This window comes from Bacillus sp. AM1(2019) (assembly GCF_009906915.1).
Classification (GTDB): domain Bacteria; phylum Bacillota; class Bacilli; order Bacillales; family Bacillaceae; genus Bacillus; species Bacillus velezensis.
In genome coordinates this window covers 3,491,947-3,505,635 of record NZ_CP047644.1, presented here as the reverse complement: position 1 = coordinate 3,505,635, position 13,689 = coordinate 3,491,947, and the positions used below count along the sequence as shown (strand labels likewise).

The following is a 13,689-nucleotide window of genomic DNA, read 5'->3' as shown; positions in this document are numbered from 1 at the left end:
CGTTTTACGACAAAAGTCCGCTCCGGCGGGCTTTTGTCTGTCACCTTCATTCCGTTTCTGTATATAATGACTGTATCAAGGAGATACTGGGAAATCCTGCGAAGAATGTCGACGAATTGACCTTTAACAGTTGAATTAACAATGTCATCCTGTTAAAATAATTAAAGAAAGCAGACATAATTTTTTTTGGCTATGATGGGACGTTTTTTGTCATAGCGGGACATTTTCTGTCCAGTATGAATAGGAAGGAACGTTTGAGTCATGAACCAGTTAATACAAGCTCAAAAAAAATTATTGCCTGATCTTTTGCTTGTGATGCAGAAAAGATTTGAAATCTTGCAGTATATCAGGCTTACCGAACCGATCGGCCGCAGAAGTCTTGCAGCCAGTCTCGGATTGACCGAGCGCGTTCTCAGAAGCGAGGTTCAGTTTTTGAAAGAACAGAATCTCATCGATATTAAAACAAACGGCATGACAATGACGGAAGAGGGCTACTCACTGCTTTCGATTCTGGAAGATACGATGAAGGATGTTTTAGGATTGACGCTTTTGGAAAAGACATTAAAAGAGCGGCTTAATCTGAAAGACGCCATTATCGTTTCCGGAGACAGCGACCAATCTCCTTGGGTCAAAAAAGAATTAGGGAGAGCGGCCGTTGCATGTATGAAAAAGAGATTTTCAGGCAAAAATATCGTCGCTGTAACCGGCGGTACGACAATTGAAGCCGTCGCCGATATGATGACGCCGGATTCAAAAAACCGCGAGCTCCTGTTTGTGCCCGCAAGAGGCGGTTTAGGCGAAGATGTGAAAAACCAGGCGAACACCATATGCGCGCATATGGCGGAAAAGGCTTCAGGCACTTACCGGCTTTTGTTCGTTCCCGGGCAGCTGTCACAAGGCGCCTACTCATCTATTATTGAAGAGCCTTCCGTAAAAGAGGTGCTTCACACGATTAAATCAGCGAGTATGCTCGTTCACGGAATCGGCGAAGCTAGAACAATGGCGGAGCGAAGAAACACGCCTTTGGAAGATTTGAAGAAAATAGATGACAATCATGCGGTGACAGAGGCATTCGGCTACTACTTTAATGCGGACGGAGAAGTCGTTCACAAGGTGCATTCAGTCGGAATGCAGCTTGATGACCTCGATGCCATTCCCGACATTATCGCGGTAGCGGGCGGATCATCAAAAGCAGAAGCAATCGAAGCTTATTTTAAAAAGCAGCGAAACACGGTTCTCGTCACGGACGAAGGAGCCGCAAAGAAGTTATTAAGGGATAACAGTCCCTCAATATAAATATCTCTCACTTATTTAAAGGAGGAAATAATCATGGCAGTAAAAGTCGGTATTAACGGTTTTGGTCGTATTGGACGTAACGTATTCCGCGCAGCATTAAACAATCCTGAAGTTGAGGTAGTAGCGGTTAACGATTTAACAGACGCTAACATGCTTGCTCATCTTTTACAATATGATTCCGTACACGGAAAATTAGATGCAGAAGTTAAAGTTGACGGCAGCAACCTTGTTGTTAACGGCAAAACAATCGAAGTTTCTGCTGAGCGCGATCCTGCGAAACTCAGCTGGGGCAAACAAGGCGTTGAAATCGTAGTTGAATCTACTGGTTTCTTCACAAAACGCGCAGACGCTGCGAAACACTTAGAAGCAGGCGCGAAAAAAGTTATCATCTCTGCACCTGCTAACGAAGAAGATATCACAATCGTTATGGGTGTTAACGAAGACAAATACGATGCGGCTAACCACCATGTTATCTCTAACGCATCTTGCACAACAAACTGCCTTGCGCCGTTTGCAAAAGTACTTAACGACAAATTCGGCATCAAACGCGGTATGATGACAACTGTTCACTCTTACACAAACGATCAGCAAATTCTTGATCTTCCGCACAAAGACTACCGTCGTGCGCGTGCAGCAGCTGAAAACATCATTCCTACATCAACTGGTGCTGCTAAAGCAGTTTCCCTTGTTCTTCCTGAACTGAAAGGCAAACTGAACGGCGGAGCTATGCGTGTGCCGACTCCAAACGTTTCTCTTGTTGACCTAGTTGCTGAACTGAACAAAGACGTAACGGCTGAAGACGTAAACGCAGCTCTTAAAGAAGCGGCTGAAGGCGATCTTAAAGGAATTCTCGGCTACAGCGAAGAGCCATTAGTATCCGGAGATTACAACGGCAATGCTAACTCTTCTACAATCGATGCTCTTTCTACAATGGTTATGGAAGGCAGCATGGTAAAAGTAATCTCTTGGTACGATAACGAAAGCGGCTACTCTAACCGCGTTGTTGACCTTGCAGCTTACATCGCAAAACAAGGTCTTTAATTCATAGCTCCCGGAAAGGGCCGGACTTGGTTCTTTCGGACAGAAACGCTATAATGAAAGCGGACAAGGGAAGGGGACGGACTCCCTTTCCCTTTTTCCATGAGAACCGGCTTTCAGAAAGCGCCGGATTGCTGCAGAACGTCCGCGTTTTGAAGTTTCCGCGGCACTTTCGTTTTCTGAGCCGCCTGCCCTGGCTCAGAAGACGATCTGCCCCGTGCCCGGAAGCTGCAATCTGCCCCGCGGCGGAAGCATCATGAGGCGGTTTCACGTTTCACGTTTTTCGTGCTATGCAAACCATTTTGAAGGAGGATCTCCTAAGGCATGAATAAAAAAACAGTAAAAGACATCGACGTAAAAGGCAAAGTCGTATTCTGCCGCGTTGACTTTAACGTTCCAATGAAAGACGGGGAAGTAACAGACGATACTCGTATCCGAGCTGCGCTTCCAACAATCAAACACCTTGCAGACCAAGGCGCGAAAGTCCTTCTTGCGAGCCACTTAGGCCGCCCGAAAGGCGAAACGGTTGAGGAGCTTCGTTTAACTCCTGTCGCTGCACGCTTAGGCGAACTGCTCGGCAAAGAAGTGAAAAAAGCGGATGAAGCTTACGGCGATGCTGTAAAAGCACAAATTTCTGATATGAAGGACGGAGACGTTCTTGTATTGGAAAACGTACGTTTCTACCCTGGTGAAGAGAAAAACGATCCTGAGCTTGCTAAAGCATTTGCTGAGCTTGCGGATGTATATGTCAATGACGCATTCGGTGCTGCCCACCGTGCTCACGCATCTACAGCCGGAATTGCCGAGCATCTGCCGGCGGTTGCAGGATTCCTGATGGAAAAAGAGCTTGACGTTCTCGGCAAAGCCGTGACAAATCCTGAGCGCCCGTTTACGGCAATCATCGGCGGCGCGAAAGTAAAAGACAAAATCGGCGTAATCGAAAGTCTGCTTGATAAAGTGGACAACCTGATCATCGGCGGAGGTCTTGCTTACACATTCGTAAAAGCGCTTGGCTATGAAGTCGGTAAATCTTTGCTTGAAGAAGATAAAATCGAACTTGCAAAATCATTCATGGACCGCGCGAAAGAAAAAGGCGTTACATTCTATATGCCGGAAGACGTGCTCGTTGCTGATGATTTCTCTAACGATGCAAACGTTCAAATCGTGCCGATCTCTGAGATTCCAAGTGATTTAGAAGCGATCGACATCGGAACGAAAACCCGCGAAACGTACGCTGAAGTTATCAAAAACAGCAAACTTGTCGTATGGAACGGACCGATGGGCGTATTCGAAATCGACTTGTTCGCTCAAGGCACAAAAGCAGTGGCTGAAGCATTGGCAGAGGCAAACGATACATACTCTGTCATCGGCGGAGGAGACTCTGCGGCAGCCGTTGAAAAATTCGGCCTTGCTGACAAAATGAGCCATATCTCAACAGGCGGCGGCGCATCCCTTGAATTCATGGAAGGCAAAGAGCTTCCGGGTGTAGCTGCGCTGAACGATAAATAAAAACTGCTATAAGGAAGTGGAACAGATGAGAAAACCAATTATAGCCGGTAACTGGAAAATGAACAAAACACTCGGCGAAGCTGTCAGCTTCGTTGAAGAAGTGAAATCTTCCATTCCAGCAGCAGACAAAGCGGAAGCCGTTGTTTGCGCACCAGCTCTTTTCTTAGAAAAGCTGACTTCTGCTGTTAAAGGAACTGACCTGAAAGTCGGCGCCCAAAACATGCATTTTGAAGAAAACGGTGCGTTCACAGGTGAAATCAGCCCGGTCGCTCTGAAAGACCTTGGCGTGGATTACTGCGTCATCGGCCACTCTGAGCGCCGTGAAATGTTCGCTGAAACTGATGAAACAGTTAACAAAAAAGCGCATGCCGCTTTCAAACACGGCATTGTGCCGATCATTTGCGTAGGTGAAACGCTTGAAGAGCGCGAAGCCGGAAAAACAAATGATCTTGTTGCCGATCAAGTGAAAAAAGGTCTTGCGGGTCTTTCTGAAGAGCAAGTTGCCGCTTCCGTTATTGCGTATGAGCCAATCTGGGCAATCGGAACAGGCAAATCTTCTACAGCGAAAGATGCTAACGACGTCTGCGCGCATATCCGTAAAGTCGTTGCTGAAAGCTTCAGCCAGGAAACTGCTGACAAGCTCCGCATTCAATACGGCGGCAGCGTAAAACCTGCAAATATTAAAGAATATATGGCAGAGTCCGATATTGACGGTGCTTTGGTCGGCGGCGCAAGCCTTGAACCGCAGTCATTCGTTCAATTATTGGAGGAAGGTCAATATGAGTAAAAAACCAGCTGCACTCATCATTCTTGATGGGTTCGGATTACGCAATGAAACAGTCGGAAACGCAGTCGCACAAGCGAAAAAACCGAATTTCGACCGTTATTGGAACCAATACCCTCATCAGACGCTGACGGCATCAGGCGAAGCAGTCGGACTGCCTGAAGGACAGATGGGGAACTCTGAAGTCGGTCATTTGAATATCGGCGCAGGACGTATTGTGTACCAAAGCTTAACACGCGTGAACGTTGCCATCCGCGAAGGCGAATTCGAACGCAATCAAACGTTCCTTGACGCCATCAAAAACGCGAAAGACAACGACAAAGCGCTGCACCTGTTCGGCCTTCTTTCTGACGGAGGCGTACACAGTCATATCAATCATTTATTCGCGCTGCTGAAGCTTGCGAAAAGTGAAGGACTGACGAAGGTGTATATTCACGGTTTCCTCGACGGCCGCGATGTAGGTCCGCAAACAGCGAAAACTTACATTCAGCAGCTGAATGAGCAGATCGAAGAAATCGGTGTCGGCGAAATCGCCAGCATTTCCGGACGCTACTACTCCATGGACCGCGACAAACGCTGGGACCGTGTGGAAAAAGCGTACCGCGCAATGGCTTACGGCGAAGGCCCGTCTTACCGCAGCGCGATGGATGTAGTCGATGATTCTTATGCGAACGGCATTCATGATGAATTCGTCATTCCGTCCGTCATCACAAAAGAAAACGGTGAACCCGTTGCGAAAATTCATGACGGCGATTCTGTGATTTTCTATAATTTCAGACCGGACCGCGCTATCCAGATTTCAAACACGTTTACCAACAAAGATTTCCGCGATTTCGACCGCGGTGAAAATCATCCGAAAAACCTGTATTTCGTCTGCCTGACTCACTTCAGTGAATCTGTTGACGGATATGTGGCTTTTAAACCGGTAAACCTTGACAATACGGTGGGTGAAGTATTAGCACAGCACGGGTTAAAACAGCTTCGCATTGCAGAAACTGAAAAGTATCCGCACGTTACGTTCTTTATGAGCGGCGGCCGCGAAGAAGAATTCCCGGGCGAAGAGCGCATCCTCATTAACTCGCCGAAGGTCGCGACATATGACCTGAAGCCTGAAATGAGCGCGTATGAAGTGAAGGATGCTCTTGTAAAAGAAATCGCGGCTGACAAGCACGACGCGATCATCCTGAACTTTGCAAACCCTGACATGGTCGGCCACTCCGGAATGGTCGAACCGACGATTAAAGCAATTGAAGCAGTGGACGAATGCTTAGGCGAAGTGGTTGACGCCATCATCGCTAAAGGCGGACATGCCATCATTACCGCTGATCACGGTAATGCGGACATTCTGATTACAGAAACAGGCGAACCGCACACTGCCCATACGACAAACCCAGTCCCAGTCATTGTGACGAAAGAAGGCGTGACGCTGCGCGAAGGCGGAATCCTAGGCGACCTCGCACCAACGTTATTAGACCTTCTCGGTGTTGAAAAACCGAAAGAAATGACAGGAACATCTTTAATTCAAAAATAAGCGTAAATCAAAAGGAGAGACAAACTCATGCCATACATTGTTGATGTTTATGCACGCGAAGTCCTTGACTCCCGCGGCAACCCAACAGTTGAAGTTGAAGTATATACAGAAACAGGAGCTTTCGGCCGCGCATTAGTGCCAAGCGGAGCTTCTACAGGTGAATACGAAGCGGTTGAGCTTCGTGACGGCGACAAAGACCGTTACCTTGGAAAAGGCGTGTTAACTGCTGTTAACAACGTAAACGAAATCATTTCTCCAGAGCTTCTCGGCTTTGACGTAACTGAACAAAACGCAATCGATCAGCTTTTAATCGAGCTTGACGGAACTGAAAACAAAGGCAAACTCGGTGCGAACGCAATCCTTGGCGTATCTATGGCTTGTGCGCGCGCAGCTGCTGATTTCTTACAGATTCCTCTTTACCAATACCTTGGAGGATTTAACTCAAAAACGCTTCCTGTACCGATGATGAACATCGTAAACGGCGGAGAACATGCTGACAACAACGTAGACATTCAAGAATTCATGATTATGCCTGTAGGCGCGCCTAACTTCCGTGAAGCGCTTCGCATGGGCGCTCAAATCTTCCACAGCCTGAAATCCGTTCTTTCTGCTAAAGGAATGAACACAGCTGTAGGTGACGAAGGCGGATTCGCTCCGAACCTTGGTTCTAACGAAGAAGCGCTTCAAACAATCGTTGAAGCAATCGAAAAAGCCGGCTTCAAACCTGGCGAAGAAGTGAAACTTGCGATGGATGCTGCATCTTCTGAGTTCTACAACAAAGAAGACGGCAAATATCATCTGTCTGGCGAAGGCGTTGTGAAAACATCTGCTGAAATGGTTGACTGGTACGAAGAAATGGTTTCTAAATACCCAATCATCTCTATCGAAGACGGACTTGACGAGAACGACTGGGAAGGCCACAAACTTCTTACAGAGCGTCTTGGCAAAAAAGTTCAGCTTGTCGGTGACGACCTTTTCGTTACAAACACGAAAAAGCTTGCTGAAGGTATCAAAAACGGCGTAGGCAACTCTATCCTGATCAAAGTAAACCAAATCGGTACATTGACTGAAACATTCGATGCGATCGAAATGGCGAAACGCGCAGGCTACACTGCTGTTATCTCTCACCGTTCAGGTGAAACTGAAGACAGCACAATCGCTGACATCGCTGTGGCAACTAATGCAGGACAAATCAAAACAGGTGCTCCGTCCCGTACGGACCGTGTTGCGAAATACAACCAGCTTCTTCGCATCGAAGATCAGTTGGCTGAAACTGCTCAATACCACGGTATCAACTCTTTCTATAACTTGAATAAGTAATCGAAAAAACCTCCCCATGGGGAGGTTTTTTTATATATCTGCATAAAGCCTTACCATGTCGCGGCACTGTATCCCGTTTTCGAAAATCTCCTCTTCATAATGCCTGATGAAAAAATCATGGTCGATGGCTTGAAGCCTGAAGCCGCATTTTTGGTAAAGGGCAAGCTGGCCTATACTGGAGTTGCCCGTTCCAATTTCAATAGTCGCCGCTCCCATTTGTTTTGCCTTATTCACGGCCTCTTCTATGAGCTTTCTGCCGATGCCATTGTTGTGCATTGATTCTTTCACCGCAATGTTGACGATTTCTACTGTTTTTGGTCTTGTTTTCAAAAGGACGAAGACTCCTGCAAGCTCGTCTGACGTCCAAGCCGTATAGCATTCTCCTCTTACAAGATAATCATCGACAATCTCTTTCGACGGATCGGCCAGCAGCAATAGTTCGTACAGCGCTTCATCCGGCTCCGCGGCTTTTCGGATGCTCAGTTTTTGCATGTCCGTTTCTCCTCCTCCGTTATGATCGACAGCTATTTTTCAAAATAACTCCAAAATCATTCTACTTTATTATAAAATATGAAACATAGGAAAAGTTATACAAGTTTTGCAGATTGAATAGGAGGAAAGTCATGTCTTTTTGTAAGTATTGCGGCCAGCAGAACAACGAAGAGGCGCATTTTTGTAAAGAATGCGGAAAACCGATCGGGAAAGGAAGCCGGCTGGAGCGGCAGGCGGCTGAATCCGCATCACAGCCGAGAAAGCCGATCCCTAAAAAAACGCTCTTCCTATGGGGAGGCATTGCCGCAGCGCTGATCTTATTGATTGCCGCATATAAAACCGGAGCCTGGCTGACATCTGAAAAAAGGCTCACAGATCAATTCGAACAGGCGGTTCATGACGGGGACACGAAAAAGCTCGCAGCCCTGCTCACTCCTTCAGACAAAAAACTGAAGCTGAATGAGACCAATGTCAAACCGCTCCTTGCATACGCAAAGAAACACGATGAACTGCTGGCATCGCTTCGCGGCAATTCATCAGAAAAAGATGCGGTATACGTCAAAAAAGAGGGAAAAACCCTTCTTTTGTTTGACCATTACGAACTGAAAGTCGATCCGGTTTATTTCCGCGTCACAAGCAATTATAAAGGCGCCGATCTTTATATCAACAGCGAGAAAACAGGTACGGTCAAAAAAGCCGATGAAACCCAAATCTTCGGCCCGTATGCACCCGGTGTCTACACGGCGGAAGCCAAGCTTAAAAATGAGACGGTTGACGTTGTCAAAAAGCAAGAGGCAGAGGCGGCCGGCAGCCGGAATGTTGAGTTTGACCTGCCGTTAGACGCCGAGGATGTGACATTCACTCCGGCAGACAGCTTCAAAAGCGCGAAAGGCGATCTGCTGATAAACGGCAAGTCCGTCCATAAAGATCCGTTTACATCCGTTACATACGGTCCGCTCTTAACTGACGGTTCCATGACAGCCGCCGTGGAGGCTGATTTTCCTTGGGGGAAAATGAAAACTGCCGATGTTCCGATCAACAGTACTGATGTGGACTTAACGCTTATCCCGGATCAAGATACACAACAAACAATCATGGACACGATTGTCAAAACAACGAAGCAGTATACAAAAGCGATGGCAGACGGAAATACCGATCAGATGACCGAGGCTGGTTCCGCCTGGAAAGAGCAGACGAAAGAAGTGGTATCCGGCATGAAGAGTTCCGGCACCTTTTTGAAGGATCAGTATAAAGAGACAAGCTTTGATCTGGATTCATTTGCGATTTCTCAAGAGAACGGCCGCTGGCAAGTAACTGTTACGGGTAAAGAGCTTCATGAGTCTGCTTATTTCGACGGGAATACGAAGCCTGATATGGAAGAGGCTGAGCCGAGCTTTCACTATGTACTCTCATATGATACAAAACATAAAAAATGGGTTTTCGAAAAAGCTGACCCTGCCTCAGATTCTTCCGGGACAAATGTAAAAAAAATAAAAAACGACCAGCCGAAAACCTATACATCCGCATGGGCATCATCCAAAGGAAATACAGCTTCAGGCAGCGTGACAAACGAGCAAGTCACATCGTTTATGACTGATTACCTGACAAATCAATCAAGCGCCGTCAGCCTTAACAATTTTGCCATCATGGCGGGCAATTTAGAAGAGGGGAGCCCTTTGTATGCTGATCAGCAGAAACTGGTCAAAAAACTGCACAGCGAGGGGACGACCGAAGTATTTAATGAAGTGAATGTCAAAAGCTTTTCACAGAAAGGCTCCCATTTGACGATTCACACGTACGAGGAGTTTTATATTACGAAAGCCGGCGGCAGTCCGAAGCTCAGAACATACAATTGGACGTATGGCGGCGTTGTTAAAGACGGAAGAATTTATTTAACATCCATTCAATAAAAAAAACCCCCGCGCCAATCAGGCGGCGGGGTTTCCGTTTTTAAAAGAAGAAATAATTCATGAGTTCTTTTATATAATGCTTGATCGTGAATTGAAACGTTACGCAAATGATCAAATAGATGACGATAACAGAATAAATGATATCCGCCTTAGTAGTGAGCTGATGCTGATAGCTCGCCAGCATGAGCGGAGGCACGGCAAACGCCGCTCCTAAAAGACCGACAGCCAGAATGGTGAAGCAAACGGTTGTATGAAGCAGCATAAAAATGAGGGCAAGAAGCAAAATAGCTGTAAACGGAATCAAAAAGGCCCCGAATCTGGACAGCGAATCTTTAAATGACACCTGCGCGCCGCCGGCCTTCAAAGCGATAAAAATCAAGAGATACAGGCAGAAAACGCATAATGCAAAGGTAAGCGCCGGCTTGATCACAACTGCGGTAAAACTGACGTCACGAAAGCCGTCTGATAGAAGAATATAAAACATAATCGGCGTCACCAGGCAGAAAAGCACCATGTTGATGATGCTGCTGACAAGCTGTTCGCCGCCTGTCGTTTTACATGTTTGGTACGGTCTCTTTAACACATCAAGCACGAATAAGGCAAATTGCTTTGAAGCCTGCTTAGCGGCGGCGCCGGCCTGAGCGGCCTGGCCCTGCGTTTGGCCTGCGCCTCCCTGCCCGGGCTGGGGCGCCCCGCATTTTTCACAAAACTTTCCGCCATCAGTATGATGGCCGCATTGAGAACAATACATTCTAAAACTCCTTTTACAAGTAATATAGGGATTTTGTTCAATATTTACATTATAAAAGAAAATAGGACGGATGTAACGGAGTTTTCTAAAGATATACAAATCACTTTCTCTATGAATTGATAATAGAGAAAAAGTACCCATTATGGTAGAATTTTAATGAAGCTGATAGATATCATGTCTCTCGGCGCATTGATTCAGAGTGAAAAAGGAAATTAACGCATGCTAAAAAAATTGAAAATGCTTTATCGGCTGTTGAAATTCGGAAAAGGCTTATGGAGATAGCAAACAAAAAAAACCGTCCTTAGGACGGTTTTTTTTGTTTCCGGATCGTCCGGCTGAGGTTATAAAAAGCAGACCCCGGGGTAAAAACCATGCATAAGAAACAGCGGAGAACAAAACATAACTCAATAACGGCAAGCCATAAGGAGGTACGCATGTTTTCATTCATCATTCATGTCTTCATTTCACTGTTTGCAGTCTCCAATCCCATCGGAAACGTGCCGATTTTTCTTTCACTGACGGAAGGGTACTCGGAGAAAGAACGGACAGCGATTGCGCGCAAGGCTTCCGTGCTGTCGTTTATCATCTTGGCGGCTTTTTTAATCTTCGGCCATCTGATCTTTAAACTGTTTGACATTAACATTCATGCCTTACGTATCGCGGGCGGCATTTTTATTTTCGGCATCGCTTATAATCTTCTGAACGCGAAGAAATCTCATGTACAGTCTCTCCATCATGAAGAGAAAGGGGAGAGCAAGGAGAAAGCCGATATATCTGTGACGCCTTTGTCGATTCCGATTATCGCCGGTCCCGGTACGATCGCGACAGTGATGAGTCTGTCGGCCGGCCATGGCGGCATCATCCATTACATCAGCGTGCTTATCGGCATTGCGGCCGTCATCGCGATGACGTTCATCTTCTTTCACTATTCTTCTTTCATCAGCAATAAGCTCGGGAAAACCGAAATGAACGTCATTACCCGACTGATGGGGCTGATTTTGGCGGTGGTGGCGATCGGCATGATCGGCGCCGGTCTGAAAGGCATGTTCCCGATATTGGTTTCCTGACTTAAAAAAGCAGCGCCCGGTTATCTTCGGGTGCTGCTTTTTTCTATTTTCGGCACATGCTGAAACACTTCTTCACTCTCAAAAAATTCTATCAAACGGCTCAGCCAGTCATAATAATGGAGCCAATCCGTCAGTTCATCCAAAAGCTGGCGGGCTTTTTCTTCAATATCGGGACTGAGATTTTCCGATTCCAGAAGCTCAGTCAGCTCGCGGTTCAGCTTTTTATAGAGCATTTTGTTTTTGCTGACCGCCTTTGTCCAATTTGCCGTAAACAGGGAGATAAACGTCTGGTAATAATCACGCTCGACGTCGTAAAGGTCTTTCCGAACGCCTTTTTCAAACACTTTTTCAGCCAGATTGGCATCGGTCATTTCGCGGACCACCTGGCTCATCCTCGTTTTGCTCATCCCGGTCGCCTCTGACAGCTCATTTAACGTCATCGGCTTGCGGTTCATATAAATAATACCGAGCACACGTCCAAGTGTGGCCGGCATTCCGAATGTATGCATATTCTCGGCGATTCTCTCAATGAGATGCTCTTCAGCATGCCCGATGATATCAAGAGCGTTTTTTTCCACGGCTGATCATCCCTTCACTGGCTTTTCATGCTGACAATATATCATATTTTTTACAGTTGATGAAAAAGATGATGCGGCAGGATATGCGAGCTATCGGGAGCGATTGTAAGAACATCCGCATTGTCAGCGGGATAACATGAAAAAATACGTATATTGTATATAATTTCAACACATTGTAAACTTTTTATTTTACAAATTTCATCTTATAATAAAGATTATACTTTTCAGAAAAATAACGGAACCCTTCGGAGGTGCACGGATTGCTGAGATTAGAAAATGTATCGAAAGTCTATAAAGGCGGAAAAAAAGCTGTCAACAGCATTGATTTAAATATCGAAAAAGGCGAGTTTATTTGTTTTATCGGGCCGAGCGGCTGCGGAAAAACGACGACGATGAAAATGATTAACAGACTGATTGAGCCGTCATCCGGAAAGATTTTTATCGATGGCGAAAACATTATGGAGCAGGACCCGGTGGAGCTGAGACGGAAAATCGGCTACGTCATTCAGCAGATCGGACTTTTCCCTCATATGACCATTCAGCAGAACATTTCCCTCGTGCCGAAACTGCTGAAATGGCCGGAACAAAAGCGGAAGGAACGGGCGCGGGAGCTTTTGAAGCTCGTCGATATGGGCCCGGAATATTTAGACCGCTATCCTCACGAGCTGAGCGGCGGACAGCAGCAGAGAATCGGCGTGCTGCGCGCCCTTGCAGCGGAACCGCCTCTTATTCTTATGGATGAACCGTTCGGAGCGCTTGATCCGATTACGCGGGATTCCCTTCAAGAAGAATTCAAAAAACTGCAAAGAACATTGAATAAAACGATTGTGTTTGTAACACACGATATGGATGAAGCTATTAAGCTGGCTGACCGGATCGTCATTTTAAAAGCGGGAGAGATCGTTCAGGCCGGCACTCCTGATGACATTCTCCGGAATCCGGCTAATGAGTTTGTCGAAGAATTTATCGGCAAAGAACGGTTATTGCAATCAAGACCGGACATTGAACGCGTCGAGCAGATGATGAACAAAAAGCCTGTCACCGTTACGGCGGACAAAACGCTTTCGCAGGCGATACAGGTGATGCGGGAGCACCGTGTCGATTCCCTGCTTGTCGTTGATGACCTGAATGTGCTGCAAGGGTATGTCGATGTCGAGATCATTGATCAGAACCGGAAAAAAGCGAGCCTCGTCGGCGACGTGCTCCGCTCTGATCTGTATATGGTCGAGCAGGGGACACTGCTGCGCGATACCGTACGCAAAATTTTAAAGCGCGGAATGAAATATGTACCCGTCGTTGATGAACAAAGGCATTTAGTCGGAATTGTCACGCGGGCGAGCCTTGTCGACATCGTTTACGATTCAATCTGGGGCGAGGAAGACCAGCTGGTGACAGGCTGACAAGGGGAGGAAC

General features: G+C 46.6%; 12 protein-coding genes. 9 read left to right on the top strand and 3 right to left on the bottom strand.

The features are described 5' to 3' along the window. Nucleotides 1-261 precede the first annotated feature (261 nt). The 6 genes from cggR to eno all read left to right on the top strand — a co-directional run bounded on the left by cggR (nt 262) and on the right by eno (nt 7,478). A complete protein-coding gene (gene cggR, locus GNE05_RS17400) occupies nt 262-1,296 on the top strand; it encodes a gapA transcriptional regulator CggR (protein ID WP_003151607.1) in 1,035 nt (344 codons plus the stop codon). A 33-nt stretch (nt 1,297-1,329) separates the two neighbouring features. Beyond that, nucleotides 1,330-2,337 carry a type I glyceraldehyde-3-phosphate dehydrogenase gene (gene gap / locus GNE05_RS17395; protein ID WP_003151611.1) on the top strand — a complete coding sequence of 336 codons (1,008 nt, stop codon included), beginning with the start codon at nt 1,330-1,332 and terminating at the stop codon, nt 2,335-2,337. A gap of 321 nt (nt 2,338-2,658) precedes the next feature. Further along, nucleotides 2,659-3,843 carry a phosphoglycerate kinase gene (locus GNE05_RS17390; protein WP_025649298.1) on the top strand — a complete coding sequence of 395 codons (1,185 nt, stop codon included), beginning with the start codon at nt 2,659-2,661 and terminating at the stop codon, nt 3,841-3,843. Nucleotides 3,844-3,868: 25 nt separating this feature from the next. Then, nucleotides 3,869-4,630 (top strand): triose-phosphate isomerase, encoded by a 762-nt coding sequence (gene tpiA, locus GNE05_RS17385; protein WP_003151618.1) that lies wholly within the window; start codon nt 3,869-3,871, stop codon nt 4,628-4,630. Beyond that, nucleotides 4,623-6,158 (top strand): 2,3-bisphosphoglycerate-independent phosphoglycerate mutase, encoded by a 1,536-nt coding sequence (gene gpmI / locus GNE05_RS17380; protein ID WP_003151620.1) that lies wholly within the window; start codon nt 4,623-4,625, stop codon nt 6,156-6,158. The genes tpiA and gpmI overlap by 8 nt, the downstream gene beginning before the upstream one ends. A 27-nt stretch (nt 6,159-6,185) precedes the next feature. Further along, the gene (gene eno, locus GNE05_RS17375) at nt 6,186-7,478 is read left to right on the top strand and encodes a phosphopyruvate hydratase (protein WP_007409956.1); all 1,293 of its coding nucleotides are present in this window, start codon (nt 6,186-6,188) and stop codon (nt 7,476-7,478) included. 30 nt (nt 7,479-7,508) lie between these two features. On the opposite strand, the gene GNE05_RS17370 is transcribed toward eno, so the two are convergent. Then, nucleotides 7,509-7,970, bottom strand: coding sequence for a GNAT family N-acetyltransferase (locus GNE05_RS17370; RefSeq protein ID WP_022553806.1), 462 nt, complete (start codon nt 7,968-7,970; stop codon nt 7,509-7,511). Between the two features lie 131 nt (nt 7,971-8,101). On the opposite strand from GNE05_RS17370, the gene GNE05_RS17365 reads away from it, so the two are divergent. After that, nucleotides 8,102-9,880: a zinc ribbon domain-containing protein gene (locus GNE05_RS17365; protein ID WP_029973565.1), complete on the top strand. Its 1,779-nt coding sequence runs from the start codon at nt 8,102-8,104 to the stop codon at nt 9,878-9,880. 40 nt (nt 9,881-9,920) lie between these two features. Here the strand turns inward: GNE05_RS17365 and GNE05_RS17360 are convergent, their stop codons facing one another. Continuing rightward, nucleotides 9,921-10,631 carry a hypothetical protein gene (locus tag GNE05_RS17360; protein WP_014418906.1) on the bottom strand — a complete coding sequence of 237 codons (711 nt, stop codon included), beginning with the start codon at nt 10,629-10,631 and terminating at the stop codon, nt 9,921-9,923. A 434-nt stretch (nt 10,632-11,065) separates the two neighbouring features. Here GNE05_RS17360 and GNE05_RS17355 point away from each other — a divergent pair, with 434 nt between their 5' ends. After that, nucleotides 11,066-11,698 (top strand): NAAT family transporter, encoded by a 633-nt coding sequence (locus tag GNE05_RS17355; protein WP_025649294.1) that lies wholly within the window; start codon nt 11,066-11,068, stop codon nt 11,696-11,698. A gap of 20 nt (nt 11,699-11,718) precedes the next feature. Here the strand turns inward: GNE05_RS17355 and GNE05_RS17350 are convergent, their stop codons facing one another. Beyond that, the gene (locus GNE05_RS17350) at nt 11,719-12,276 is read right to left on the bottom strand and encodes a GbsR/MarR family transcriptional regulator (RefSeq protein WP_014418904.1); all 558 of its coding nucleotides are present in this window, start codon (nt 12,274-12,276) and stop codon (nt 11,719-11,721) included. A gap of 260 nt (nt 12,277-12,536) precedes the next feature. Here GNE05_RS17350 and opuCA point away from each other — a divergent pair, with 260 nt between their 5' ends. Beyond that, a complete protein-coding gene (gene opuCA, locus GNE05_RS17345; protein ID WP_053285144.1) occupies nt 12,537-13,676 on the top strand; it encodes an osmoprotectant ABC transporter ATP-binding protein OpuCA in 1,140 nt (379 codons plus the stop codon). Nucleotides 13,677-13,689 lie beyond the last annotated feature (13 nt).

What these genes read in the sequence shown, in the direction of transcription:
- cggR (WP_003151607.1), top strand. Translation starts at nt 262, where the DNA reads ATGAACCAGTTAATACAAGCTCAAAAAAAATTATTGCCTGATCTTTTG.
- gap (WP_003151611.1), top strand. Translation starts at nt 1,330, where the DNA reads ATGGCAGTAAAAGTCGGTATTAACGGTTTTGGTCGTATTGGACGTAAC.
- eno (WP_007409956.1), top strand. Translation starts at nt 6,186, where the DNA reads ATGCCATACATTGTTGATGTTTATGCACGCGAAGTCCTTGACTCCCGC.
- GNE05_RS17390 (WP_025649298.1), top strand. Translation starts at nt 2,659, where the DNA reads ATGAATAAAAAAACAGTAAAAGACATCGACGTAAAAGGCAAAGTCGTA.
- gpmI (WP_003151620.1), top strand. Translation starts at nt 4,623, where the DNA reads ATGAGTAAAAAACCAGCTGCACTCATCATTCTTGATGGGTTCGGATTA.
- GNE05_RS17365 (WP_029973565.1), top strand. Translation starts at nt 8,102, where the DNA reads ATGTCTTTTTGTAAGTATTGCGGCCAGCAGAACAACGAAGAGGCGCAT.
- GNE05_RS17355 (WP_025649294.1), top strand. Translation starts at nt 11,066, where the DNA reads ATGTTTTCATTCATCATTCATGTCTTCATTTCACTGTTTGCAGTCTCC.
- GNE05_RS17360 (WP_014418906.1), bottom strand. Translation starts at nt 10,631, where the DNA reads ATGTATTGTTCTCAATGCGGCCATCATACTGATGGCGGAAAGTTTTGT.
- GNE05_RS17370 (WP_022553806.1), bottom strand. Translation starts at nt 7,970, where the DNA reads ATGCAAAAACTGAGCATCCGAAAAGCCGCGGAGCCGGATGAAGCGCTG.
- tpiA (WP_003151618.1), top strand. Translation starts at nt 3,869, where the DNA reads ATGAGAAAACCAATTATAGCCGGTAACTGGAAAATGAACAAAACACTC.